This window comes from Streptomyces sp. CWNU-52B (genome assembly GCF_047444975.1).
In the GTDB taxonomy this organism is placed as follows: Bacteria; Actinomycetota; Actinomycetes; order Streptomycetales; family Streptomycetaceae; genus Streptomyces.
This window is the reverse complement of sequence record NZ_JBLFJV010000059.1, coordinates 33,646-58,526: the sequence shown is the minus strand read 5'-3', so window position 1 is coordinate 58,526 and position 24,881 is coordinate 33,646. Positions and strand designations below refer to the sequence as shown.

Below are 24,881 nucleotides of genomic sequence, written 5' to 3'. Positions count from 1 at the left end.
CAGGCATGGGCAGGACCACGGAGAAGAAGAGGAGCGGTTCGTGAGCGACAGCAGCGCGAGGACAGCGGTGGAAGCGGTCTCGACCGCGGCCTCGGCCGTCTCCGCGACCGGGTTCACGAACTGGCGCAAGGCCGGCGGTGTCGCCGGCGTGGCCATAGGTGTGGTCGCCGCGGGCGCCGCCGCGGGAGTCGCGATAGAGCGGCTCACCGTCGGCCGCGGTATGCGCCGCAAGGCGCGGCTCGCCCTCGACTCGACCGGTCCTTACGGGGCGTTGCGCGGCGTGCCGGGCAAGGCGTCCGCGGACGACGGCACCGAGCTGTACTACGAGGTCGACGAGGTGGAGGCCGACTCCGGTCTGGCTCCGCGCCGCCGCCGGCTCTTCGGCCGCAAGGCGCCCGCCCCGGTCACCGTCGTCTTCAGCCATGGCTACTGCCTCAGCCAGGACGCCTGGCACTTCCAGCGGGCCGCGCTGCGCGGTGTCGTGCGGACCGTCCACTGGGACCAGCGCAGCCACGGCCGCTCGGAGCGCGGGGTGGCCCAGGTCCAGGACGGCAAGCCGGTCACCATCGACCAGCTGGGCCGGGACCTGAAGGCCGTCATCGACGCCGCCGCGCCCGAGGGCCCGCTCGTGCTCGTCGGCCACTCGATGGGCGGCATGACGATGATGGCCCTGGCCGACCAGTTCCCCGACCTGATCCGGGACCGCGTGGTCGGCGTGGCCCTGATCGGCACGTCGTCGGGCAAGCTCGGCGAGGTCAACTTCGGACTGCCGGTCGCGGGCGTCAACGCGGTGCGGCGGATACTCCCCGGAGTGCTGAAGGCGCTGGGGCAGCGGGCCGAGCTGGTGGAGCGCGGGCGCCGGGCCACCGCCGACCTGTTCGCGGGGATCATCAAGCGGTACTCGTTCGCGTCCAGGGACGTCGATCCGGCGGTGGCGCGGTTCGCGGAGCGGCTGATCGAGGCCACTCCGATCGATGTGGTCGCCGAGTTCTACCCGGCCTTCACCGAGCACGAGAAGACCGAGGCGCTCGGGCGGTTCGCCGGTCTGCCCGTGCTCGTACTGGCCGGGGTCAAGGACCTCGTGACGCCGAGCGAGCACAGCGAGTCCATCGCCGACCTGCTGCCGGACGCCGAGCTGGTGCTCGTGCCGGACGCCGGGCACCTCGTGATCCTTGAGCATCCCGAGGTCGTCATAGACCGGCTCGCCGACCTCCTCGCCCGCGTGGGTGCCGTCCCGGCAGGGGCTAGCGTGGGTGGCTATGGAAGCACCGACAACACCGCGCAACCCGGCTGACCCCGTTGACCCGGCCGGCTCGGCCGGCCCGGTCGGCGTGGCCGGGCCGATGGCCGAGAACGTCGTCGAGCTCACGGTCGACTCTCCCGAGCGGATGAAGGAGCTGGGCCGTTCCCTCGCTTCGCTGCTGCGGGCCGGCGATCTCGTGATGCTCACGGGGGAACTGGGCGCGGGGAAGACGACGTTGACGCGCGGGCTCGGGGAAGGGCTCGGGGTCCGGGGCGCGGTCACCTCGCCGACCTTCGTGATCGCCCGCGTGCATCCCTCCCTGGGGGAGGGGCCGCCGCTGGTCCATGTGGACGCGTACCGGCTGGGCGGGGGGCTCGACGAGATGGAGGACCTCGATCTCGATGTGTCGCTGTCCGACTCCGTGATCGTCGTGGAGTGGGGTGAGGGCAAGGTCGAGGAGCTGGCCGACGACCGGCTGCATCTGCTGATCCACCGGGCGGAGGGTGACACGGCGGACGAGGTGCGGCGCGTGACCCTTGCGGGGGTGGGGGCGCGGTGGGCGGTGGTTGATCTGGGGGTGCTCTCCGGCTGAGCCGGCCCGAAGCTTGGCCTGGGCTGGCCTGAGCTGGGGGGCCGGCATTGTGCCGACATTGTGTCGGGAAGATGTTGCGCTGGGCGGGTTCGGCGTGGTCACATGGGCGGAGGGGTTGGTTAGGTGTACCTAACTACGTTGCTCCCGGAGCCGGAGGAGGCTGCCATGGCTGCGTCGGAACGGGATTCTGCGGGGCTCGGGTGGGTTTCTGTGGCTGAGGTGCTTGCGGTGGGGGAGTTTGTGCGGGCTGTGTCCTTGCCGCCTCGGCCTCCGGCGGAGGGTGCGGTGGGAGACCGCGGGTGGGTGGGGGCTGGTCGCGCAGTTCCTCGCGCCCCTAAAAGATTGCGCAGTTCCCCGCGCCCCTGAAGGGTGAAGGGTGCGTTGTTTCCTGCGGCCCTGAAGGTGGCCCTGGAGTTTCTGTGTTGTGGGTTAGTTGACTACTAGCACTCTTGTGCCGATTGTTGCGAAGGTCCACATTGCTTTGCCGTCGTTGCGGGACTCGCGGATTCCGCCCAGTTTCTTGGTGGTGTCCGGGGGTGGTGTCGAGCCGTCCGTTGCCGCGCTGAAGCCGATCGCGATGCCGCTCAGGGTGGCGAAGCGGACCACGTGTTCGATGGCTACTCCGTCCGAGCCCGCGATCCGGCCCGAGCGTGACGTGACGACGTACCGGGCGGGCGGCGGGTCCACCGTGCCGGGGGTCACGGGGAACGTCCGCTCGACCCGGTCTTCCTCGTCCACCAGCCACACCCGGTCGTCGTCCAGCGAGTACACGACCCGCCGGCCGGTGCCCGACGCGGCGGGCAGTGACGTCGGGTGTTCCTTGTCCCGCGGGGCCTTTCGCGCGTCGGCCGACGAGGAGTCCGCGGCCTGTAGCGAGTTCAGGTCGCCCGGTGCGGACGCGGCCGCCTGGTAGGTGAGGACGCCGATCACGGTGAGCGCCGTCGCCGTGAGCCAGGCCACGATTCCCGAGCTGCCCAGGCTTTTCCGAGCCACCTTGAGTGCCCACCTCTCACGCGATCCCGTACGCACCCGTACGCATATGTCCGTGTTGTGACGGTGTGACGTTAGCATCAGGTGCCCGCCGGAATGAGGCGGCCGTGCGCCGGGTCCGGGCGCCGTAGGCTGTTCGCGTGCTCTTGCTCGCTCTGGATACCGCCACCCCCGCCGTCACCGTCGCGCTGCACGACGGGACGTCCGTCGTCGCCGCCTCCAGTCAGGTGGACGCGCGCCGGCACGGGGAACTGCTCCTGCCGGCCGTCGACCGGGTGCTCACCGAAGCGGGGCTGCGCCTCGACGCCGTCACCGGCATCGTTGTCGGCGTGGGCCCCGGCCCGTACACCGGGCTCAGAGTCGGTCTGATGACCGCCGACACGTTCGGGCTCGCGCTCGGCGTCCCCGTGTACGGGCTGTGCACGCTGGACGGGCTCGCCTACGCGACCGACTCGACCGATGTCGAGGGCCCTTTCGTCGTGGCGACCGACGCCCGGCGCAAAGAGGTCTACTGGGCGCGGTACGCCGACTCCCGAACGCGGCTCACCGAGCCGGCCGTCGACCGGCCGGGGGAGCTGGACATCGGAGGGCTGCCCGCCGTCGGCGCGGGCGCGCTGCTCTACCCCGACGCCTTCCCGGACGCCCGCGAGCCCGAGTACGTCTCGGCGGCCTCGCTCGCGGCCCTGGCGGCGGAGCGGCTGGCGGCGGGCGAGGAACTGGAGGCGCCCCGGCCCCTCTATCTGCGCCGGCCCGACGCGCAGGTGCCCAAGAACTACAAGGTGGTCACCCCCAAGTGACGACCGCGGTGCTGCGTGAGATGCGCTGGTGGGACATCGAGCCCGTACTCGAACTGGAGAAGGACCTCTTCCCCGAGGACGCCTGGTCGCGGGGCATGTTCTGGTCCGACCTGGCCCACGCGCGGGGGCCTGCGGCGACCCGCCGGTACTTCGTGGCCGAGGACGAGGCCGACAGCGGGGGCGAGGCCGGGGACGCCGGGCGGATCGTCGGGTACGGGGGGCTTGCCGCCGCCGGGGACGCCGGTGACGTACAGACCATCGCCGTCGCCCGGGAGCACTGGGGCACCGGCCTCGGCGCGCTGATCCTGACCGAACTGCTGCGGGCCGCCACCGCCTTCGAGTGCGCCGAGGTGCTGCTCGAATGCCGGGTCGACAACATCCGCGCCCAGAAGCTGTACGAGCGCTTCGGCTTCGAGCCGATCGGCTTCCGGCGCGGCTACTACCAGCCGGGGAACGTGGACGCCCTCGTGATGCGTCTCAACGACCCGTCAACTTCCGTACAAGGAACCGAGATCAATGGGATCAATGGCTGACGAACCTCTCGTCCTCGGCATCGAGACCTCCTGCGACGAGACCGGCGTCGGCATCGTGCGCGGCACGACCCTGCTCGCCGACTCGATCGCGTCCAGCGTCGACGAGCACGCGCGCTTCGGCGGCGTGGTGCCCGAGGTCGCGTCCCGCGCGCACCTGGAGGCGATGGTGCCGACCATCGAACGGGCGCTGAAGGAAGCGGGGGTCGGCGCCCGCGACCTCGACGGCATCGCCGTCACCGCCGGGCCGGGACTCGCGGGCGCGCTGCTCGTCGGGGTCTCGGCGGCGAAGGCGTACGCGTACGCGCTGGGCAAGCCGTTGTACGGGGTGAACCACCTGGCCTCCCACATCTGCGTGGACCAGCTGGAGCACGGCCCGCTGCCCGAGCCGACCATGGCCCTGCTGGTCTCCGGCGGCCACTCCTCGCTGCTGCTGTCCTCGGACATCACGAGCGATGTACGGCCCATGGGCGCGACCATCGACGACGCGGCGGGCGAGGCCTTCGACAAGATCGCCCGGGTGCTGAACCTGGGGTTCCCCGGCGGGCCCGTCATCGACCGGTACGCCAAGGAGGGCGACCCGAACGCGATCTCCTTCCCGCGTGGGCTCACCGGGCCGCGCGACGCGGCGTACGACTTCTCGTTCTCCGGGCTGAAGACCTCCGTGGCGCGGTGGATCGAGGCGAAGCGCGCCGCGGGTGAGGACGTGCCGGTGCGGGACGTGGCCGCGTCCTTCCAGGAGGCCGTCGTGGATGTGCTGACGCGCAAGGCGGTACGGGCCTGTCGTGACGAGGGTGTCGACCATCTGATGATCGGGGGCGGCGTGGCCGCGAACTCGCGGTTGCGGGTGCTCGCGCAGGCGCGGTGCGAGGCGGCGGGGATCACGTTGCGGGTGCCGCGGCCGAAGCTGTGCACGGACAACGGTGCGATGGTCGCTGCGCTGGGCGCGGAGATGGTGGCTCGGGGGCGGAGTGCCTCCGACTGGGATCTGTCGGCGGACTCGTCGCTTCCTGTCACTGATCCGCATGTGCCGGGGCGTTCCCAAGGGCAGGCCCACTCCCACTCCCACTCGCATGATCATGTGCATGAGGTCAGTAAGGGCAATCTGTACTCATGACCGTTGCTCTGATGTGGGAGGCGCGGGCCGTCGAGGGGCGGGGGGAGGAACTGCTCGCCTGGGTGCGGGGGCAGGACCTCCCGATGCGGCCCCTGCGTCGGGAGGTCCTGCGGGCTCCGGGGGAGCGGGTGCTCGTCATCACGTGGTGGGATGCCTCGTACGATGCCGAGCTTCCCGAACTGCCGGAGCCGGCTGAGGGGTTGGTGGCTCGGGCCGTTCATCGGTGGCGGTTCGACTCCGTCGAAGGGTGAGGGGTGAGGGGTGGAGCCGGTTGCGCAGTTCCCCGCGCCCCTAAAAGCGAAAAGATTGCGCAGTTCCCCGCGCCCCCAAAAAACCCTGCGCCGTTCCCCGCGCCCCTAAAAACTACAAGGCCGTTGACGGGCACGTCAGTTGGCGACTCGGGCCCGGGTGGCGGGGTGGGCCTGTCAGGGTTAGGTGGGTGGTGTGTGGGGTGTTCGTGCTGGACTTGGACACGCGTAGTTCCAGTGCGCCCGGTTCCACCACGCGTCGGCCCTTCTGGTCCGTGAAGGCCGACAGGTCCGGGTGGAAGCGGAAGGTGACCCGGCGGGACTCGCCCGGGGGCAGGGTCACCCGGTGGTAGCCGATCAGGCGGACGTCCGGGCGGGTCACCCGGGCCACCGGGTCGTGCAGGTAGAGCTGGACGACCTCCGTACCTTCGCGGGGGCCCGTGTTGCGGACCGTGACCGACACGTCGTACGGCTCGTCCGTGCCGATCTCCGCCCGGCGGTCCGCCGTGTCCTCCCAGGTGAAGTCCGTGTAGCCGAGGCCGTGGCCGAAGGGGTGGAGCGGGGTCGGGTCGAGGCTGCTGACCTCGCCGGCCAGGCCCAGCGGGGGCTGGAGGTAGGTCCACGGCTGGCCGCCCGGGGTCTGCGGGACGCTCACCGGGAGCCTGCCCGACGGGTTCACCCGGCCCGACAGGACGCCCGCCACCGCCGAACCGCCCTCCTCGCCCGGGAAGAACGCCTGGACCGTGGCGGCCAGCCGGTCGTGCCAGCGGCCCAGCGCGTACGGGCGGCCGGTGAGGAGGACGAGTACGACCGGGGTGTCCGTCGCGGTGAGGGCGTCCAGGAACTCGGCCTGGACTCCGGGGAGTTGCAGGTCCGGCACGTCGCAGCCCTCGCCCGAGGTGCCCCGGCCGAAGAGGCCCGCCCGGTCGCCGAGCACGGCCACGCAGACGTCGGCCTCGGTGGCGCGGGTGACCGCCTCCTCGAAGCCCGAGGTGTCCGGGTCGGTGGTGTCGCAGCCCTCGGTGAACGAGATCTTGGCGTCGGGGAGTTCCGTGCGCAGGGACTCCAGGAGCGTGGGGATCTCGATGCCCATCGGCTTGTCGGGGTGGTTGACCCCCACGTGGGAGGGGAACGAGTAGCAGCCCAGCATGGCCAGGGCGTCGGCGGCTCGTGGGCCGACCACGGCGATCCGGGTGTCGGGGGCGAGCGGCAGCAGGCCGTCCGGGTTGGAGAGCAGGACCACGGACTCCTCGGCCAGGCGCCTGGCCAGCACGCGGTTCGCCGTCGAGTCCAGGTCGACGGGGCCTGTCGGCTCCGGGGCCCAGTCCTCGTCGAGCAGGCCCAGTTCGCACTTCTGGCGCAGGACCCGCGCCGCCGCCCGGTCCACCAGGGACTCCGGGACGTCACCGGCGCGGACCGCCGCCACCAGCGGGTCGCCGTAGCAGCGCAGCGTCGGCAGTTCGACGTCCACGCCGGCGGCCAGGGCCGCGTGGGCGGCCTGTGCCTCGGTGCCCGCGACCCGGTGCAGGGTCTTCAGGAAGCCGACGCCGAAGTAGTCGCTGACGACCGTGCCGGTGAACCCCCAGCGGTCCCGCAGGAGTTCGGTCAGCAGCTCCGGGTCCGAGGAGGCCGGCACCCCGTCCGTGTCCGTGTACGCGGCCATCACCGAGCGGGCCCCGCCCTCGCGCAGCGCGAACTCGAACGGGGGCAGCGTGATGTCGGCGAACTCGCGCACCCCGGCCCGTACCGGGGCGAGGTTGCGGGCGCCCGCCGAGGACGCGTACCCCGCGAAGTGCTTGAGCGTGGCGATGATCCCGGCGGACTCCAGGCCGCGGACGTAGGCCGCGCCGACCGTGCCGACGAGGTAGGGGTCCTCGCCGATGGTCTCCTCGACCCTGCCCCACCGCGGATCCCGTACGACGTCCAGGACGGGGGCGAGACCCTGGTGGACGCCGACGGAGGCGAGGTCCCGGCCGATCCGGTGGGCCATCTCCTCCACCAGGGCCGGGTCGAAGGACGCGCCCCAGGCCAGCGGGACCGGGTACGCGGTGGCGCCCCAGGCCGTGAAGCCCGCCAGGCACTCCTCGTGGGCGACGGCCGGGATGCCGAAGCGGCCCGCCTCGCTGATCCGGCGCTGGGCGCGGGCGAGGGCCTGGGCGCCGAGGGCGGGGTCCACGGGGGCGGTGCCGAACGAGCGGGTGAGCTGGCCGAGACCCTGGGTGATCAGCTCGTCCCAGTCGACGTCGGAGGCCATCTCGTCCTGGTGCGGAGCGACTCCGCCGCCGTCGGTGGCGGCGCCCACCCAGACGCCGTACAGCTGGGCGGTCTTCTCCTCCAGGGTCATCCGGGCGAGCAGGTCGTCGACCCGGGCCTCGGCGGGCAGGGCGGGATCACGCCAGGGGGCGGTCGTCATGGAACTCCTGTCGGGGTCAGGGGTGGGGGCGGCGGCGGAGCCGGCAGCGTGGTCGGGGTCCAGTGGGTTCACTTTCCGCCCACGCCCATCAGGCCGCCGACCAGCGCGCGGCGGGCCACCAGGTAGACGGCGAAGATCGGGACGCCGGAGAGGACGACCGAGGCCAGCAGCGCGGGGATGTTCACCCCGAACTGGCTGACGTAGTTGAAGAGTCCGAGGGTCAGGACACGCGGTTCGTCGGACTGGGTGAAGATCAGCGGGAAGAGGAAGCCGTTCCAGGCCTGCAGCGCCGCGTAGATGACGACCGTGCTGATACCGCCCTTGGCCATCGGGACGGCCAGCTGGAACAGCATCCGCTGCGGTGAGGCGCCGTCCAGCGCCATCGCCTCGTACAGGTCCTCCGAGACGTCCCGCAGGGTGCCCACGAGGACGAGCACCGAGACCGGCATCGCGAAGGCCGCCGTCGGCAGGATGACCGCCAGCAGGCTGTCGTACAGGTCGAGTTTGGCGATCAGGAGGTAGAGGGGGACCACGACCGCCTGGGCCGGGATCGCGACCCCGAGGAGGAAGAGGCGGAAGGCCAGGCCCGACCAGCGGTCGCGGGTGCGCACGGCGACGTAGGCGAGCGGGACGGAGAGGACGAGGACGATGGCGACGACCGCGACGGCCACGATCACCGTGTTGCTGAGCAGATGGCCGAAGCCGCTGTTCAGCACGGTGTTGTAGTTGTCGAGCGTCGGACTCGTGGGCGGTGCCAGCGGGTTGCCGCCGAGCGACTTGTCCTGCGTGGTGAGCGAGATCGACAGCATCACGTAGATCGGGACGATGACGATCGTGAGCCAGACGATCGAGCCCAGGCCCGCGAGCGGGTTGGGGCGTTTCGTCCAGTGCCGGCGGCGCCGCGACGGGGACGGCCCGGTGGGACGCCCGTCGGTCTTCACGGGACGCGGGCGTGGACGTGGCAACGTATCGTGTGACACTCCGTCACATCCCTTCGCGGGTACTGCGCATGCGGCCGAAGCCGGTCAGTCGCACGAGGATCAGGGACAGGCCCGTGGCGATCAGCACCAGGAAGGACGCGATGGCGCTCGCGTAGCCGAAGTCGTAGCTCTTGAAACCGGCCTCGTACATCAGGTACGGCAGGATCGCCGTGTCGGTGCCAGGACCGCCCTTGGTGAGGATCAGCACGGTCTCGAAGTACGTGAGCGTGCCGACGACCATCAGGACCGTGGACGTGGTCATGGTGTTGCGCAGTTGCGGGAGCGTGATCGAGAAGAACTGGCGGTTGCGGCCCGCCCCGTCGATCGCCGCGGCCTGGTACAGGACCTCGGGTATCTGACGGGCCCCGCCCTGGTAGAGCAGGGTGTGGAAGGGGATGAACTGCCAGGCGCCGACGAAGACGATCGCGAGGAACGCGCCGTTCGAGGAGCCGAGGATGTTCTTCTGGATGACGCCGAAGTTCGGGTCGAGCAGGGCGTAGAAGAGCAGCGCGATCGCCGTCGAGGACAGCAGGAACGGGACGAAGAAGATCGCGGAGAGCACCGCCCGGTTGCGCTGGCGGCCCGCCGCCCAGACGCCGAGCAGCACCGAGATCACCGTCTGGAAGGCCCAGCTCACGACCGTCAGCAGGGCGGTGAGCCACAGGGACTGGACCATCCGGTCGTCGTCGATCATCTTCCGCCAGTTGTCGAGACCGACGAGCTTCGGGTCGCCCAGGCCGTCCCAGCTGGTGAAGGAGAGGTAGAAGGCCAGGCCCATCGGGACCACGGCGAAGAACGCGAAGAAGAGGACACCGGGCAGCGCCCAGCCGGCGTGCGGGCGGCCGACCGTGGAGGCCGTGGACCGCTTGTGCGGCCTCCCGGGCTCCACGGGCCTGCCGCGCGCCGCGACCGGGCTTCCCACCGGGGCCTCGGTGGGGGTGGGTGCGCTCACTTCAGCTCCTTGAGCGCCGACACGAACTCGCTCGGCGAGGACTTGCCGACGAACAGCTTGTTGATCTCGGTGAGCATCGGGGTCGAGAGGTCCGGACCGACCGCCTGGTCCCAGGAGAGCGTGAAGGCCGGCGCCTTCTCGACCATCTCGTACTGGAATCGGGCGAACGCCGGGTTGGGCGAGGCGGCGAGCAGTTCGGCGGCGTCGGCGGTCGTCGGGACGTCGCCGTTGGCGACCAGCGCCTTGGCGTACGTCTGGGACGCGCAGGTCTTCAGGAAGGCGATCGCGGCGTCCTTGTTCTCCGCCCGGGTGTTGACGGACCAGTAGTTGGTGGGGTTGCCCACCACGTTGCGGACGTCGCCGGTGCCGCCCTCGACCGTGGGGAAGGCGCACCAGCCCATGTTGTTCTTCGCGAAGTCCGGGAACTTGCCGAGCTGCGTCGAGTACTCCCACGAACCCATCAGGTGCATCGCCGCCTTGCCCTTGGCGAAGACCGCCGGGGCACCGCCGTTGGTGTACGACACCGAGCTGAACTTCGTGCCGAAGGCGCCGTCGTCGATGAGTTCCTTCACCGTCTCGGCGGCCTTGAGGACGGCCGGGTCGCCCCAGCCGGACGCGTCGCCCTCCTGGATCCTCGCGAAGACCTTCGGTCCGCCGATGCGGTCGACGAGGTACTCCAGCCACATCAGCTCGGGCCAGATGTCCGCGCCGCCGAGCGCGAACGGGGTGATCTTCGCGGCCTTCAGCTTGGCGTTGATGTCCTGCAACTCGGGCCAGGTGGTGGGCGGCTGGAGCTTGTGCTCGGCGAAGACCGACTTGTTGTAGAAGAGGATGACCGGCTGCATGCCGCGCATCGGTATGCCGTACTGCCGCCCGCCGAGACCGCCCGCCGCGAGCACCGAGGGCAGGAACCCCGACTTCAGGGCCGGATCACCCTCGATGACGTCGGTCAGGTCGACCAGCTGCTTGGCGTCCTGGTAGGCCTTGATGGAGCCGCTGCCCCAGTTGTAGAAGATGTCGGGGGCGCTCGGCGAGCCCATCGCCGTGCGGAGCTTGGCCGGGTACTCCGCGCCCGGGATCCGCTCCAGCTTCACCTTGCCCTTGGTGGACCTGGCGTCCGCCGATGTGTTGAACCGCTCGACGGCCGACTGCTGGACCTTCACCGCGTCGTCCCCGTACACGAAGGCGGTGAGGGTGCTGCTGCCCCCGCCGGAACCGTCGCTGGAGCCACAGGCGGTGAGCCCGGTGGTGAGCAGGGAGGTGGCACCTGCGCCCAGGACCCAGCGCCTGCTGAACGTGCGGCCGGCCAGGCCGGTGCCGGCACCCGCGCCGGTATCGGCACCGGCATCCCCACCGGTACCGGCGCCGGTGGGCTGCCCGCCGTTGGACCGCCCGTTGATCGACTCCATGACAGCACCTCTTCTGACTCGCTCGCGTCAAGAACGTTTACGAATGTTTCGGGTTGAGCTTCGAATGTTCCGGGAACGTATGGCGGTCGAGGGGGTTCGTCAAGAGGTTGCGCAGGGATACGATCGCGTTCATGACTCGCCCGAACCCCGCTGTAGCCCAGTCAGCGACGCTCGCTGAGATCGCCCGCGAGGCGGGAGTCTCGGCCCCGACTGTTTCGAAGGTGCTCAACGGCCGTGCCGATGTGGCCGCCTCGACCCGGTCCCGGGTCGAGGAACTGCTGCGCCGGCACGGCTATCGGCGCCGCCGGGCCGAGGCGTCCCGGTCGCCGCTCGTCGACCTCGTCTTCCACGAACTGGAGAGCGCCTGGGCGATGGAGGTCATCCGGGGCGTGGAGAACGTGGCCAGGGACGAGGGGCTGAGCGTCGTCCTGTCCGAGAGCGCGGGCCGGCTCACCCCCGGGCGCACCTGGGCCGACCAGGTCGCCGCGCGCCGCCCGCACGGGGTCGTGCTCGTCCTCAGCGGGCTCGACGAGACTCAGCGGGCGCTGCTGACCAGTCGCTCCATCCCGTTCGTGGTGGTCGACCCGGCGGGCGACCCGGGCGACGACGTGCCGTCCGTGGGCGCGACCAACTGGCAGGGCGGGCTCGCCGCGACCCGGCACCTGGCCGACCTGGGCCACCGCCGCATCGGGGTGATCAGCGGGCCCACACGGATGATGTGCAGCCGGGCCCGGCTCGACGGGTACCGGGCGGCGCTGGACACGGCCGGGCTGCCGGTCGACCCGGCGCTCGTGCGCACCGGCGACTTCCACCACGAGACCGGCCACCGGGCGGGGCTCGAACTGCTGAAGCTGCCGGACCGTCCGACGGCCGTGTTCGCGGGCAACGACCTCCAGGCCCTCGGGCTGTACGAGGCCGCGCGTGAGCTGGGCCTTCGGGTCCCGGAGGACCTCAGCATCGTCGGCTTCGACGATCTGCCGGTGGCCCGCTGGGTCGGCCCGCCGCTCACCACCGTGCGCCAGCCGCTCACGGAGATGGCCGAGGCGGCGACCCGGCTGGTGCTGGATCTCGGCCGCTCGGAGCGCCCTTCGACGGCGACCAGGGTGGAACTGGCGACGAGTCTGGTGGTGCGAAGCAGCACGGCGCCGCCCGCCCCGACGCCGTGATCGGCGCGGCGGCTTCGAAACTTTCGAAGAGGTCGGGCGAGGTGACTCCGAAGACCGGGCGGAGTCTGAGGAAACTCAACGAAGTCTGAGAGTTTCCGAAGGAAAGCCGGGAAGTGGTTCCTCCTTGTAATAATTCGGACTTAAGTTCTCTTCGTGAGCGGAGAAGGCGAACACGGGGGCGGGGACGCCGCGATACGCGGCGCGGAGCGACGCCCGAGACGGCAGGGCTGGGCGGGCCGGTCACGGCTCTTCAAGGCGGCGGGCATCGCCGCCTGCTGCGTGCTCGTCGTCTCGGTGGCCGGGGCGGCGTGGGTCTACTGGCATCTGAACCACAACATCCGCAGCGTCGACATCGACAGCGCGCTCGGCGACGACCGGCCACCCCGGGCGATGACGACCCCGACGGGCCCCGAGGCGGCCACCGCGAGCCCGCTGCCCAGCGGCGCGCTCAACATCCTGGTCCTCGGCTCGGACTCGCGGAGCGGCAAGCGCAACAAGGACCTCGGCGGCGGCAGCAGCGAGGGCGCCCGCTCCGACACGGCGATGATCGTCCACGTCGACGAGGGCCGCTCGGAGGCGACCGTCGTCAGCATCCCGCGCGACACCCTGGTCACCCGGCCCTCCTGCCCGCTGCCGTCGGGCGGCTCGGCCCCGGTGGCGTACGTCGCGATGTTCAACAGCGCGTACTCGGTCGGCGGGCCGGTCTGCGCCGTCAAGACGGTGGAGTCCATGACCGACGTCCGCATGGACCACTACATCGAGATCGACTTCGCCGGTTTCGCCGACCTGGTGGACGCGCTGGGCGGGGTCACGGTCACGACGGAGGAGGACATCTCCGACGAGGACAGCCACCTCGAACTGGAGGCGGGCACCCACCACCTCGACGGTGAGGACGCCCTGGCCCTCGCCCGCACCCGGCACGGCATAGGCGACGGCAGCGACCTCGGCCGCATAGGGCTCCAGCAGAAGCTGGTGAAGGGCCTTCTCGACCAGATCTCCGCCACCGACCTCCTCACCAGCCCCACCCGCCTCTACAAGGTCGCCGACGCGCTCACCGGCAGCCTCACCACGGACACGGGCCTGAACTCCCTGACCGAACTGATGGACCTGGGGCAGAGCCTGAAGTCCCTCTCCTCCGCGGGCACCGAGACCGTGATGATGCCGGTGGTCCCCGCCCCGTCCGACCCCAACCGGGTGGTCGCGGACGAGCCGGAGGCCGGGGAACTGTGGGAGTCGCTGAAGTGAGGGACTCGCTGACGTGAGGGACTCCGGGAGCACGCCCGCTGCGGCCCGGCGGGGGAGCCCGACGGGGGCGGTAGCCCGAACGGCCCGTCCACCGAGACCCTGATCCGTCGCCGTGGCACGGTGGCCCTACCCCTGTCGCCACCACCGGACCCCGGAGCCCCGCCATGGCTGATCTGCAGGACGAACTGCACACCACCGCAGAGGTCGGCGAACTGGATCACCCCGAGGCCGTGATCGTGTCCGGGCCCACGGCCAGGCGCGGCGACGAACACGCCCCCGATCCCGACGCGGACGCGGAATCCGGTGCGGACACCGGCGCGGAGGCAGGGGCGGAGGCCGGAGTGGAGGCGGACGCCGACGGCCGCTCCCGGGCCGGCGTCGACCCCCTGACCCGGGCCCACGAACTCCTCGCCGCCCACCCCGTCGCGGACGGCTACAGCGGTCTGGCCTGGGCCCTGCGGAACCTCTCCTGGTACGACCTCGAACTCGGTGAGACCTCGGTCGACACGGACGTGCCCAGGCTGCGCGAAGGGCACGTGGGGGCGTTGTTCTGGTCGCTGCACCTGCCGGACGGGCTTGTCGGCGAACGGGCCGTCGGGGCGACGCTGGAACAGCTCGACCTGGTGAAGACCGTGGTGGAGGCCCATCCGGAGGGCCTGCGCATGGCGCACAGCGCGGCGGAGGCCACGGACGCCAGGAACTGCGGCCGGGTCGCCGTGCTGCTCGGTCCGGCGGGCGCGTCCGCGCTCGACGACTCGCTGGGCATCCTGCGCTCCCTGCACGCCCTGGGCCTGCGCGTGCTGACCCTCTCCGGGGTGTCCTGGGCCGGCGAGCGGGGACTGACCCGGTTCGGCGAGGAAGTCGTACGCGAGATGACCCGCATCGGTGTCCTCGCGGACCTCTCGGGCGCCTCGGACGCGACCGTCCGCCGTGCCCTCACCATCTCCAAGGCCCCGGTCATGTTCAGCCGCTCGGCGGCCCGCGCCCTGCGTCCGCACCCGGCGAACCTCCCCGACGACGTACTCGTCGAGCTCGGCGCCACCGGGGGCCTGTGCCTGGTCCCGCTGACCGCCGAGCAGACCGGCCCCACGGTCCGCGACGTGGCCGACCACCTCGACCACGTACGGGAATTGGCGGGGCCCGAGTGCGTCGGCCTGTCGGGGACGTACGACACCGGGGCCGCGCACCCGCGGGACCTGTCCGACGCCTCGGGTTATCCGAGGCTGATCGCCGAACTCCTGGGCCGGGGCTGGTCCGACACCGATCTGGCCCTGCTCACCTGGGGCAACGTCCAACGCGTGCTGCGTACCGTGGACTTCACGGCCCGTGCAGCCCGCAGGCGCCGCGAACCGTCCATGGCGACGATCGCCGAACTCGACGGCTGACGGCCGACGCCGGCGGGCGGGTTCAGCAGGCGCACAGGCAGAACGGGTGGCCCGCCGGGTCGGCGTAGACCCGCCAGGACTCTCCGCCGGTCTCCGCGTCGAGCACCTTCGCGCCCAGCGCCAGGACCGCTGCCTCCGCCGCGTCCAGGTCCTCGACCGTCAGGTCCAGATGGATCTGCTGGGAGGCCTCCGGCGAGGGCCACTTCGGCGGTACGTACCCGGGGGCGGCCTGGAACGCCAGCGTCCCGCCCTCCGGCAGCCGCAGGTCGATCCAGCGGCCGTCCCCCTCGACGGTGCCGCCGAGCACCCCCGCGTAGAACGCGGCGAGTGCCCGCGGGTCGGGACAGTCCAGGGCGACGGCGCCCAGCTTGGCCAGAGCCATGGCTTTTTCTCCTCGGTCTCGGTCTCGGTCTCGGTCCGGTGTCGGTTCGTGTCGCGGTGGGCCGGTGGGGCAGCGGTGCCGGGGCCCGGGGCGTGGGGCGCAGGTCAGGCCGTCGGGCGGCCCATCGCCCGGTAGGTCCAGCCCGCCGCCCGCCACACGGCCGGGTCGAGCGCGTTGCGGCCGTCCAGTACGACACGGTCCGTGGCGACCTCGCCCAGCGCCGCCGGGTCCAGCTCGCGGAACTCGCGCCACTCGGTGAGGTGCAGGACGGCGTGGGCCCCGCGCACGGCGTCCACCGCCGTGTCCGCGTACCCGAGCGTCGGGAAGAGCCGTCGTGCGTTGGCCATGCCCTTGGGGTCGTAGACCGTGACCTGGCCGCCCTGCAGATGGATCTGGCCCGCCACGTTCAGCGCGGGCGAGTCCCGGACGTCGTCCGAGTCCGGCTTGAACGTCGCGCCGAGCACGGCGATCCGCTTCCCGAGGAAGGAACTCCCGCCCAGCGCCTCCCGCGTCATCTCCACCATCTGGCCGCGGCGCCGCATGTTGATGGAGTCGATCTCGCGCAGGAAGGTGAGCGCCTGGTCGGCGCCCAGCTCGCCCGCGCGGGCCATGAACGCCCGGATGTCCTTGGGCAGGCAGCCGCCGCCGAAGCCGATGCCCGCGCGCAGGAACTTCTTCCCGATGCGGTCGTCGTGCCCGATCGCCTCGGCGAGCCGCACGACGTCGCCGCCGCCGGCCTCGCAGACCTCGGCCATCGCGTTGATGAACGAGATCTTGGTGGCGAGGAAGGAGTTGGCGGCGGTCTTCACCAGCTCGGCGGTCGGGAAGTCGGTCACCACGAAGGGCGAACCCTCGGCCAGCGGTGTCGCGTACACCTCGCGCAGCAGCTTCTCGGCGCGCTCGCTGCGCACTCCGGCGACGATGCGGTCGGGGTGCATGGTGTCCTGGACCGCGAAGCCCTCGCGCAGGAACTCGGGGTTCCAGGCCAGCTCGATCTCCTCGCCCGCGGGGGAGAGCTCGACGAGGGTGCGGGCCAGCCGGTCGGCCGACCCGACGGGCACGGTGGACTTGCCGACGACCAGGGCGGGGCCCGTGAGGTGGGGGGCGAGCGAGGCGAAGGCGGCGTCGACGTACGACATGTCGCAGGCGTACTCGCCGTGCTTCTGCGGGGTGTTCACACAGACGAAGTGGACGTCGCCGAACGCCGCGACCTCCGCCCAGTCCATGGTGAACCGCAGCCGCCCGGTGGCGCCCTCGATCCCGGCGACGTGCTTGCGCAGCAGTTCCTCCAGGCCGGGCTCGTACATCGGGACCTCGCCCCGCTGGAGCATCTCGATCTTCTCCGGCACCACGTCGAGGCCCAGCACCTCGAAACCGAGCTCGGCCATGGCGGCGGCATGGGTGGCGCCGAGGTAGCCGGTACCGATCACGGTGATCTTGAGGGCCATGGGTGCTCCAGGAGGTCGGGTGATCGCGTAGCGCTGACCGAGCATAGTCGGGTCGTTTTCGAGCCCCTCACCGGGCAGATTCCCCCTTGTCGCCAAGCTCACGTATCACTTGCGTGGCCGGGCCCCTAAAATTTGGGTTACTTAACGGTAGTTAGCGTCAGCAGCACTGCGTCTTTGGAGCGTGAGAGACCTTGGCCGGATCGGCTGATTTCGACCTGTACCGCCCGGCCGAGGAGCACGACATGCTCCGGGACGCGATCCGCGCACTGGCCGAGGCGAAGATCGCGCCGCACGCCGCGGCGGTGGACGAGGAGGCGCGCTTCCCGCGGGAGGCACTGGACGCGCTGGTCGCCGCCGACCTGCACGCCGTGCACGTGCCGGAGTCGTACGGCGGCGCGGGCGCGGACGCCCTGGCGACGGTCATCGTGATCGAGGAGGTGGCGCGGGTCTGCGCGTCCTCGTCCCTGATCCCCGCGGTGAACAAGCTCGGCTCGCTGCCGGTCATCCTCGCGGGCTCCGAGGACCTGAAGAAGAAGTACCTGGCGCCGCTGGCCAAGGGCGACGGGATGTTCTCCTACTGTCTCTCCGAGCCGGACGCAGGCTCGGACGCGGCCGGCATGAAGACGCGGGCCGTCCGGGACGGCGACTTCTACGTCCTGAACGGCGTGAAGCGCTGGATCACCAACGCGGGCGAGTCGGAGTACTACACGGTGATGGCCGTGACCGACCCGACGAAGCGCTCGAAGGGGATCTCGGCGTTCGTTGTCGAGAAGTCCGACGAGGGTGTCTCCTTCGGTGCGCCGGAGCGCAAGCTCGGCATCAAGGGCAGCCCGACCCGTGAGGTCTACCTCGACAACGTGCGCATCCCGGCGGACCGCATGATCGGCGAGGAGGGCACGGGGTTCGCCACCGCGATGAAGACCCTGGACCACACCCGCATCACGATCGCCGCGCAGGCGCTGGGCATCGCGCAGGGCGCCCTCGACTACGCCAAGGGGTACGTCCAGGAGCGCAAGCAGTTCGGCAAGCCGATCGCCGACTTCCAGGGCATCCAGTTCATGCTCGCCGACATGGCCATGAAGATCGAGGCCGCCCGGCAGCTGACGTATTCGGCCGCGGCCACGTCCCAGCGGGTCTCCGCCGGCGGCACGGAAGGCGGCCTCACCTTCCAGGGGGCGGCGGCCAAGTGCTTCGCGTCCGACGTCGCCATGGAGGTCACCACGGACGCCGTCCAGCTCCTCGGCGGCTACGGCTACACCCGTGACTACCCGGTCGAGCGCATGATGCGCGACGCCAAGATCACCCAGATCTACGAGGGCACGAACCAGGTCCAGCGCATCGTGATGGCCCGCAACCTCCCCAAGTAGCCTCCACCACACCGGACCTGCGGCCGCCTCCGCCGGGCCCGGTGGCTCGCGCGGCCGGCTCGTGGGGCGGCCTCCGGTCCCGGGGCGCCGGTGCTCTTCGCTCCCGGGCCGGGTGCTCGGTGTCCGATGGCCTCATCACGCGGTGGGGCTCCGTGCCCGGCGTCCGGCGGTTCGCCGTGTGGGTGCCCCGTGGCTTCGTCGCCGGCCCAGGTGTCCCGGTGTTCTTCGTTCCCGCGGCCCGCGGCTCGCGGCCCGGCGGCTCACCGCCTGGGTGTGCCCGGCGTTCCCGGGGCCGGGGACCCGGTGTTCGTCGGTTCCGGGGCCGGCGCCGTGGGGAACTCCTCCACGCCCAGTACCCGCAGCAGTTCCAGCCGTTCGCGGGCCTCCGCGTTCGCCGGGGTGAGGACCAGGAGTTGCTGGCCCTGGTCGGGGGTGACCAGGGTCTCGCAGTCCATCAGCACCCGGCCCACCCGCGGGTGCTGGAAGGTCTTCCGGTCGGCGCGCCTGACCGACACCTCGTGCTCCGCCCAGAGCCGGCGGAAGTCGGCGCTCTCGGCAGCCAGCCGGTCGACGAGCCCCGTGACCACCGGGTCGCCCGCCCGGCGGCCCGCGGCCGCGCGCAGGTCGGCCACGAGCTGGCGGGCATGGTGCTCCAGCTCCTCGGGCACATGGACGGCACGGGCGGCGGGGTCGGTGAAATACCGGTACACGACATAGCGCCGGTCGCCGGACAGACCCGTGTGGTCGCCCATCAGCAGCAGAGCCGCACGGTTCTGGGCGAGGACCTCGCCCAGGTCGGACATCACCACGGCCGTGGTGTCGCCGAGCAGGTCGAGCATCCGGATCAGACCGGCGCGGGCCAGCCGCGCCACCCCGTCGGCCGGCGGCGGCCGGTGACCGGCCAGATGGAACAGGTGGTCGCGCTCGTCGTCGGACAGCCGCAGCGCCCGCGCCAGCGCGCCGAGCAACTGCGTCGAGGGCTGACTGCTGCGGCCCTGCTCCAGGCGTACGACGTAGTCCACCGACATGCCGGCCAGCATGGCCACCTCTTCCCTGCGCAGACCGCTGGTGCGGCGGCGCGGGCCGTCGGCGACACCGACCTCGGCCGGACGGATCGCCTCACGGCGGCGGCGCAGGAAATCGGCGAGCTGGTCACGTTCCATGGCTCCATGGTCCCTCGCGCGGGAGAGCACAGCCAGGGAGCGGCTCTCCCATGATGAGCGCTCCGCTCCCGCACCTCGCCGCGCGGCCGCAGGGTGGAGGAGAGACCGCCGACGAAGGCGCCGACGAAGGCGAGCACGAAGGCGACGACAAAGGAGCCACACCATGCAGACACGAACCCTCGGCAGCACCGGCCCGGCCGTCTCCGCGCTGGGCCTGGGCGCGATGGGCATGTCGGACGCCTACGGGACGACCGACCGCGCGGAGTCCCTCGCCACCGTGCACGCCGCGCTGGACGCCGGCGTCACCCTCCTGGACACGGGCGACTTCTACGCCATGGGCCACAACGAACTGCTGCTCGCCGAGGCGCTGCGCGGCCGGGACCGCGACAGCTACCAGCTGAGCGTGAAGTTCGGCGCGCTGCGGGGGCCGGGCCCCGAGTGGGGCGGCACCGACGGCCGCCCCGAGGCCGTGAAGAACTTCCTCGCCTACTCGCTGACCCGGCTGGGCACCGACCACATCGACATCTACCGCCCCGCCCGGCTGGACCCCGCGGTACCGGTCGAGGAGACGGTGGGCGCGATCAAGGAGATGGTCGAGGCCGGACACGTACGGCACATCGGGCTCTCGGAGGTCGACGCGGCGACGATCCGCCGGGCACACGCCGTCCACCCGATCGCCGACCTGCAGATCGAGTACTCGCTGATCTCCCGCGCGGTGGAGGCGGAGGTGCTGCCCACGCTGCGCGAACTGGGCATCGGCATGACCGCGTACGGCGTCCTCAGCCGCGGCCTCATCTCCGGGCACTGGACGGCCGGCGGCGGCGCCGACCCCCGCGACGCCCGCAGCCACAGCCCCCGGTTCTCCGGTGAGAACGTCGCCCACAACCTCGCCCTCGTGGAGGCGCTGCGCCGGGTCGCGGAGGCGAAGGGCCGCACCGTCGCCCAGCTGGCCATCGCCTGGGTGGCCGCGCAGGGCGAGGACATCGTGCCGCTGGTCGGCGCCCGCACCCGCGAGCGGCTCGCCGAGGCGCTGCCCGCGATGGAGCTGACCCTCACCGCGGACGACCTCGCCGAGATCGAGAAGGCGGTGCCGCAGGGCGCGGCGCGCGGCGACCGGTATCCGGCCGCGTTCATGGCCGGCCTCGGCGTGGGCAACTGACCCCGCCTCAGAAACGTGGCCATAACCCGTACGGGTGATCGCCCCCGACTCGCCTGAACGGAGGGGCGAACGGCTCCTACGGTGTATGCCCCGACACGCGGTACGCCGAGGAGAGCCATGCGCGAGGAAGCTCGCCGAGGCGGCGGTGCCGAAACTGCCCCGGCGGACCTGAACGGCGTGCCCGGCCGGGTCAGTTGCCCGACACCGTCACCTTCTCGTCGTTCTTCAGCTGCTCCACCAGGGTCTTGACCTTGGCGGTGTCCCACTGGAGGTTGCCGTTGCCGGTGTTGCCCGAGATCGGCATGTTCATGGACTTGCCGTCCCCGCTGGTGATGCCCTTCATGGCCCAGAACATCGAGCCGAGGTTCCACAGGGACATGTCCTTGTCGACGGTGAGGGTGTCGAGGCCGGAGCTCAGGGTCGGGTAGAGCTTGAAGGGGTTGAGGATCGTCGACGGGGTCGCCGTCTGGCTGGCGAGCGCCGAGAGGAACTTCTGCTGGTTCTTCGTACGGTCCAGGTCGCTGCCCGCGAGCGCGTACCGGGTGCGGACGAAGGCCAGGGCCTGCTCGCCGTTCAGGGTCTGCTTGCCCGCGTCGAAGTCGGCGCCGGACTTGGTGTCCTTCATGCCGCCCTTGGGGATCTCTATCTCCACGCCGCCGACCGAGTCGACGATCTTCGCGAAGCCGCCGAAGCCGATCTCCGCGTAGTGGTCGATCCGCAGCCCGGTGTTGGCCTCCACGGTCCGCACGAGCAGCTCGGGCCCGTCCTCCGCGTACGCCGCGTTCAGCTTCACCTGACGGCCGGTGCCCTGGAAGGTCTTGCCGGACTCGGAGCCCTTGAACGTGGGGATCTCCACGTTCGAGTCGCGCGGCAGCGAGACCATCGTGTTCCCGTTGTCACCGACGTGCAGGATCATCATCGAGTCCGTGCGCTTGCCCTCGGCCGAGCCCGTGTGGAGCTTCTTCTTCTCCTCGTCGGACATGCCCTCGCGGCTGTCGGAGCCGACGATCAGGTAGTTCGTGCCCTCGCCGCCGTCCGGCCGGTCGATGACCTTCGACAGGTCGACGTCGCGGTTGAGCTTGGAGTCGGCCCAGAAGTACGTGCCGACGGACACCACGACCAGGAGCGTGACCACCGTGATGGAGATCCACTTGATCCGCCACCGCCAGTTCGGCGCGGGCCGGTCCCGCCGTCCGTCGGTGCCGGGTCCCTGCGGGCCGCCACCGCCGCCGTAGACCTGCCCCGTGTTGTATCCGTTGTCGGCGGATCCGTCGCTGTACGACTGCTGCGGCGGGACCCCGTGAGGAGGCGCGGCGGAGTGCGGGGCGCCGCCGCCCTGGCCGCGCTGGACCTGCCGCATCACACGAGCGCCCTCGGGCTGGGCGCTCGCGCCGCGGCCTTGGCGGTCGCCACCGTTGTTTCCGGACCATCCCTGGGGCCAATCGTTCATGCGACCCAGTGTGCAGTGTTCGACTGTGTGGCATACAAGGGCCTTCGGAGAATCGGATCAGGGCTGTTGCAGATCTGATGCAAAGCGCCCCCTGTGCGCCCCCGACATATGGCCGCCGTCGTGACAGACCAGGCTTGTGCCCCGGAATCGGCTTCTTCCGGCTGCGGGCCCGCTGTGGCTGAGCGCACAGTTCCCCGCGCCCCTGAAGGACGGGGCCGGCGCGCGCGACCAGGTCCTACGGGCAGATCACCTGGTCGCCCCTGACCGTTTCGAACTCTCCCTGCGCCGGGTCGTCCGCCCGGACCTTTCTGACCTTCCTGAAGTCCGCGCCCGCGAGCACCTTCATCAAGGAGCCCTGCCCCGCCACGGCGTGCAGCTCGCTGCCCGGCAGGGCCGCCGCGAGGGACTTCGCCGACCGGTCCCACCGGGGGTCGTACCGGATGACGGTCTGCGTCAGAGAGCGGTCCCGCGCGTTCTCCGGCGCCCCCGTCGTCCGGAACCCGGTCGCGGCCAGCCCCTTGTCGACCCGGCGGCCGAGTCCCGCGGTCATCGTCCCGTTCTCGACCTGGACCCGGATCTGCTGCGGAGCCACGTCGACGCGCACCGCCTTGGCGCGGACCCGGTGCGGCGCGAGCGGCTTGTCGTCGCGCAGGGTCTTGAAGAGCCGCCCCGCCTTGTCCTCGTCCCACTTCAGGGTCGAGCCGATGCCCTTCACCTCGTACCCCATCTTGCCGATCGGGACGGTGGTGAATTCCGAGGAGGACGGCGAGAAGGTCCGCATCGCCCGCCCCAGGCCGATCAGCTCGTCCGTCCCGAAGCCCTTGTCCGCGCGTACGGAGCCGAGCACGGCCTGGGTCACGTCACGGAACCTGATCGGGTTGAGCAGCACCCCGGACGACGTGGCCCGGGAGATCAGCGCCGCCAGGAACCGCTGCTGGCGCTGCATCCGGCCGAGGTCCGCGGCCCCGTCGATGTGCCGCGAGCGCACGTACTGCAGTGCCTGCCCGCCGTCCAGATCGTGCATCCCGGCGGCGAGGTCGAGCCCGGTGTACGTGTCCTTCAGCGGCCGCACCGTGCAGATCCGCACCCCGCCGAGCACGTCCACGGTCTTCATGAAGCTGGTGAAGTCGACCTCCAGATAGTGGTCGATCTTCACCCGGGTCATGTTCTCGACGGTGCGCACGGTGAGCTGCGGCCCGCCCTCCGCGTACGCCGCGTTCAGCTTGACCGGGTGCGGGTCGTGCCGCTCGCCGGTGGTCCGGTCGGTGTGCGCGGGCGTCTCGGCGTACGAGTCGCGCGGCAGGCTCACCACGCTGGCCCGCTTCCGGTCCTCGGAGACGTGCACGATCATGACCGTGTCCGTGCAGTGGCAGGGGGCGCCGCCGAGCCGGTACTTCTCCTTCTGCTCCGGGGTGATCCGGTCCCGGCCGTCGGTGCCGACCAGGAGCACGTTCATGCCGTGGCCCTGCGCGGGACGGTTCTTCATGTCCTTGAAGGGGTCGATCCGGTCGATGTCGGAGTCGAGCCCGGTGACCACCGCGTGTCCGATGCCGGCCGCCGCGAGCACCGCCACGGACAGCGAGGTCGCCACCCGGGCGGCCCAGCGCGTCCGGCCGCGGCGGACGGGTGTGCGCGCCGGGCGCTGTCGCCGGGGTCCGGCGGGGGAGTGGGTCGGGGTGGGCAAGACGGACACCTCGTCGTCGGCCGGGTGCGGGGGGCCGTGAGCACCGTAGGCCCATACGATCTGCTGCCCGGGGCAGAGGCAGGGCGGCGCGCGTCCGTGTCCCCCATTCGCGGTAACGTAATCCGCGATGAACGCCAAGCCCGCCGTGCAGCTTCCCGCCGTATCCGTGATCATGCCCGTCCTCAACGAGGAACGGCATCTGCGCGGAGCCGTCCAAGCGATCCTCGCCCAGGAGTACGCGGGCGAGATGGAGGTCGTGATCGCCATCGGTCCCTCCGCGGACCGTACGGAGGAGATCGCGGCCGAACTCGTCGCCGAGGACCCCCGTGTGCACACGGTCCCGAACCCGACCGGCCGCACCCCCGCCGCGCTGAACGCCGCCATCAAGGCGTCCCGCCACCCCGTCGTCGTACGCGTCGACGGGCACGGCATGCTCTCGCCGAACTACATCGCGACCGCCGTACGCCTCCTGGAGGAGACCGGCGCGCAGAACGTCGGCGGTGTCATGCACGCCGAGGGCGAGAACGACTGGGAGCACGCGGTCGCCGCGGCCATGACCTCGAAGATCGGCGTGGGCAACGCGGCCTTCCACACGGGCGGCCGGGCCGGCCAGGCGGAGACGGTCTACCTCGGCGTCTTCCGCCGCGAGGCCCTTGAACAACAGGGCGGCTACAACGAGGAGTTCATCCGCGCCCAGGACTGGGAGCTGAACTTCCGGATCAGGGAGGCGGGCGGCCTCATCTGGTTCTCGCCCGAGCTGCGGGTCTCGTACCGGCCGCGCCCCTCGATGCAGGCCCTGGCCAAGCAATACAAGGACTACGGCCGCTGGCGTCATGTCGTCGCCCGCTACCACGAGGGTTCCATCAATCTGCGCTACCTGGCCCCGCCGGCCGCGGTCTGCGCGATCGTCCTGGGCCTCGTGGTCGGCGCCGCGGTGACCCCCTGGGGCTTCCTGGTCCCCGGCGGCTACCTCGTCGCGATAGCGGCGGGCTCGCTGCCCGCGGGCAAGGGCCTGCCCCTCAAGGCGCGGCTGCGTATTCCGGTGGCCCTCGCGACCATGCACATGTCGTGGGGCTGGGGCTTCCTCACCAGCCCGAAGGCGCTGGCGCGGAAGGTCATGGCGTCCCGTCGCCCGCCGGTACTGACCGAGAGCTGAGCACG

General features: G+C 71.3%; 22 protein-coding genes. 12 read left to right on the top strand and 10 right to left on the bottom strand.

Going from position 1 to position 24,881, the window contains the following annotated elements:
* The first annotated feature begins 40 nt into the window (after window positions 1-40).
* Together ACLVWQ_RS37900 and tsaE are read left to right on the top strand one after the other, a co-directional pair.
* Window positions 41-1,294, top strand: coding sequence for an alpha/beta fold hydrolase (locus tag ACLVWQ_RS37900; protein ID WP_414113845.1), 1,254 nt, complete (start codon window positions 41-43; stop codon window positions 1,292-1,294).
* Window positions 1,260-1,835 (top strand): tRNA (adenosine(37)-N6)-threonylcarbamoyltransferase complex ATPase subunit type 1 TsaE, encoded by a 576-nt coding sequence (gene tsaE, locus ACLVWQ_RS37895; RefSeq protein ID WP_414113844.1) that lies wholly within the window; start codon window positions 1,260-1,262, stop codon window positions 1,833-1,835. The genes ACLVWQ_RS37900 and tsaE overlap by 35 nt, the downstream gene beginning before the upstream one ends.
* Before the next feature lie 429 nt (window positions 1,836-2,264).
* Here tsaE and ACLVWQ_RS37890 read toward each other — a convergent pair whose 3' ends face one another.
* Complete coding sequence (locus tag ACLVWQ_RS37890) at window positions 2,265-2,828, bottom strand: hypothetical protein (protein ID WP_414113843.1); 564 nt, start codon at window positions 2,826-2,828, stop codon at window positions 2,265-2,267.
* Between the two features lie 137 nt (window positions 2,829-2,965).
* Between ACLVWQ_RS37890 and tsaB the strand changes: the two genes are divergently transcribed.
* The 4 genes from tsaB to ACLVWQ_RS37870 are packed head-to-tail and all read left to right on the top strand — an operon-like array spanning window position 2,966 to window position 5,520.
* A complete protein-coding gene (gene tsaB / locus ACLVWQ_RS37885; RefSeq protein ID WP_414113842.1) occupies window positions 2,966-3,622 on the top strand; it encodes a tRNA (adenosine(37)-N6)-threonylcarbamoyltransferase complex dimerization subunit type 1 TsaB in 657 nt (218 codons plus the stop codon).
* Between the two features lie 20 nt (window positions 3,623-3,642).
* The gene (rimI, locus tag ACLVWQ_RS37880; RefSeq protein ID WP_414113874.1) at window positions 3,643-4,155 is read left to right on the top strand and encodes a ribosomal protein S18-alanine N-acetyltransferase; all 513 of its coding nucleotides are present in this window, start codon (window positions 3,643-3,645) and stop codon (window positions 4,153-4,155) included.
* Window positions 4,139-5,269: a tRNA (adenosine(37)-N6)-threonylcarbamoyltransferase complex transferase subunit TsaD gene (tsaD, locus tag ACLVWQ_RS37875; RefSeq protein WP_414113841.1), complete on the top strand. Its 1,131-nt coding sequence runs from the start codon at window positions 4,139-4,141 to the stop codon at window positions 5,267-5,269. Before rimI ends, tsaD begins: the two co-directional genes overlap by 17 nt.
* Entirely contained in the window at window positions 5,266-5,520 is a 255-nt protein-coding gene (locus ACLVWQ_RS37870) for a hypothetical protein (RefSeq protein WP_414113840.1), read from the top strand. Before tsaD ends, ACLVWQ_RS37870 begins: the two co-directional genes overlap by 4 nt.
* A gap of 112 nt (window positions 5,521-5,632) precedes the next feature.
* On the opposite strand, the gene ACLVWQ_RS37865 is transcribed toward ACLVWQ_RS37870, so the two are convergent.
* The 4 genes from ACLVWQ_RS37865 to ACLVWQ_RS37850 form a co-directional block, all read right to left on the bottom strand.
* Window positions 5,633-7,930: a glycoside hydrolase family 3 N-terminal domain-containing protein gene (locus tag ACLVWQ_RS37865; RefSeq protein ID WP_414113839.1), complete on the bottom strand. Its 2,298-nt coding sequence runs from the start codon at window positions 7,928-7,930 to the stop codon at window positions 5,633-5,635.
* Window positions 7,931-7,998: 68 nt separating this feature from the next.
* Window positions 7,999-8,910, bottom strand: a complete 912-nt coding sequence (locus ACLVWQ_RS37860) for a carbohydrate ABC transporter permease (RefSeq protein ID WP_414113838.1) — start codon at window positions 8,908-8,910, stop codon at window positions 7,999-8,001.
* A gap of 4 nt (window positions 8,911-8,914) precedes the next feature.
* Entirely contained in the window at window positions 8,915-9,799 is an 885-nt protein-coding gene (locus tag ACLVWQ_RS37855; protein WP_414113873.1) for a carbohydrate ABC transporter permease, read from the bottom strand.
* A 59-nt stretch (window positions 9,800-9,858) separates the two neighbouring features.
* Window positions 9,859-11,271, bottom strand: coding sequence for an ABC transporter substrate-binding protein (locus ACLVWQ_RS37850; RefSeq protein ID WP_414113837.1), 1,413 nt, complete (start codon window positions 11,269-11,271; stop codon window positions 9,859-9,861).
* Between the two features lie 131 nt (window positions 11,272-11,402).
* On the opposite strand from ACLVWQ_RS37850, the gene ACLVWQ_RS37845 reads away from it, so the two are divergent.
* From ACLVWQ_RS37845 to ACLVWQ_RS37835, 3 genes are all read left to right on the top strand, one after another.
* Window positions 11,403-12,437 (top strand): LacI family DNA-binding transcriptional regulator, encoded by a 1,035-nt coding sequence (locus ACLVWQ_RS37845; RefSeq protein ID WP_414113836.1) that lies wholly within the window; start codon window positions 11,403-11,405, stop codon window positions 12,435-12,437.
* 153 nt (window positions 12,438-12,590) lie between these two features.
* Window positions 12,591-13,682, top strand: coding sequence for an LCP family protein (locus ACLVWQ_RS37840; protein WP_414113835.1), 1,092 nt, complete (start codon window positions 12,591-12,593; stop codon window positions 13,680-13,682).
* Between the two features lie 164 nt (window positions 13,683-13,846).
* Window positions 13,847-15,067 carry a dipeptidase gene (locus ACLVWQ_RS37835; protein ID WP_414113834.1) on the top strand — a complete coding sequence of 407 codons (1,221 nt, stop codon included), beginning with the start codon at window positions 13,847-13,849 and terminating at the stop codon, window positions 15,065-15,067.
* A 22-nt stretch (window positions 15,068-15,089) separates the two neighbouring features.
* Here the strand turns inward: ACLVWQ_RS37835 and ACLVWQ_RS37830 are convergent, their stop codons facing one another.
* Together ACLVWQ_RS37830 and ACLVWQ_RS37825 are read right to left on the bottom strand one after the other, a co-directional pair.
* A complete protein-coding gene (locus ACLVWQ_RS37830; protein WP_414113833.1) occupies window positions 15,090-15,449 on the bottom strand; it encodes a VOC family protein in 360 nt (119 codons plus the stop codon).
* A gap of 104 nt (window positions 15,450-15,553) precedes the next feature.
* Window positions 15,554-16,897, bottom strand: coding sequence for a UDP-glucose dehydrogenase family protein (locus ACLVWQ_RS37825; protein ID WP_414113832.1), 1,344 nt, complete (start codon window positions 16,895-16,897; stop codon window positions 15,554-15,556).
* A 191-nt stretch (window positions 16,898-17,088) separates the two neighbouring features.
* Here ACLVWQ_RS37825 and ACLVWQ_RS37820 point away from each other — a divergent pair, with 191 nt between their 5' ends.
* Window positions 17,089-18,264, top strand: a complete 1,176-nt coding sequence (locus tag ACLVWQ_RS37820) for an acyl-CoA dehydrogenase family protein (protein ID WP_414113831.1) — start codon at window positions 17,089-17,091, stop codon at window positions 18,262-18,264.
* Between the two features lie 260 nt (window positions 18,265-18,524).
* Here ACLVWQ_RS37820 and ACLVWQ_RS37815 read toward each other — a convergent pair whose 3' ends face one another.
* Window positions 18,525-19,427: a helix-turn-helix transcriptional regulator gene (locus ACLVWQ_RS37815; protein WP_414113830.1), complete on the bottom strand. Its 903-nt coding sequence runs from the start codon at window positions 19,425-19,427 to the stop codon at window positions 18,525-18,527.
* A gap of 163 nt (window positions 19,428-19,590) precedes the next feature.
* Between ACLVWQ_RS37815 and ACLVWQ_RS37810 the strand changes: the two genes are divergently transcribed.
* Entirely contained in the window at window positions 19,591-20,586 is a 996-nt protein-coding gene (locus ACLVWQ_RS37810; RefSeq protein ID WP_414113829.1) for an aldo/keto reductase, read from the top strand.
* A gap of 190 nt (window positions 20,587-20,776) precedes the next feature.
* On the opposite strand, the gene ACLVWQ_RS37805 is transcribed toward ACLVWQ_RS37810, so the two are convergent.
* On the bottom strand, window positions 20,777-22,036 hold the full coding sequence (locus tag ACLVWQ_RS37805; protein ID WP_414113828.1) for an LCP family protein: 1,260 nt from the start codon (window positions 22,034-22,036) through the stop codon (window positions 20,777-20,779).
* Between the two features lie 235 nt (window positions 22,037-22,271).
* Window positions 22,272-23,729 carry an LCP family protein gene (locus ACLVWQ_RS37800; protein ID WP_414113827.1) on the bottom strand — a complete coding sequence of 486 codons (1,458 nt, stop codon included), beginning with the start codon at window positions 23,727-23,729 and terminating at the stop codon, window positions 22,272-22,274.
* 118 nt (window positions 23,730-23,847) lie between these two features.
* Here ACLVWQ_RS37800 and ACLVWQ_RS37795 point away from each other — a divergent pair, with 118 nt between their 5' ends.
* Window positions 23,848-24,876 carry a glycosyltransferase family 2 protein gene (locus ACLVWQ_RS37795; RefSeq protein ID WP_414113826.1) on the top strand — a complete coding sequence of 343 codons (1,029 nt, stop codon included), beginning with the start codon at window positions 23,848-23,850 and terminating at the stop codon, window positions 24,874-24,876.
* Window positions 24,877-24,881 lie beyond the last annotated feature (5 nt).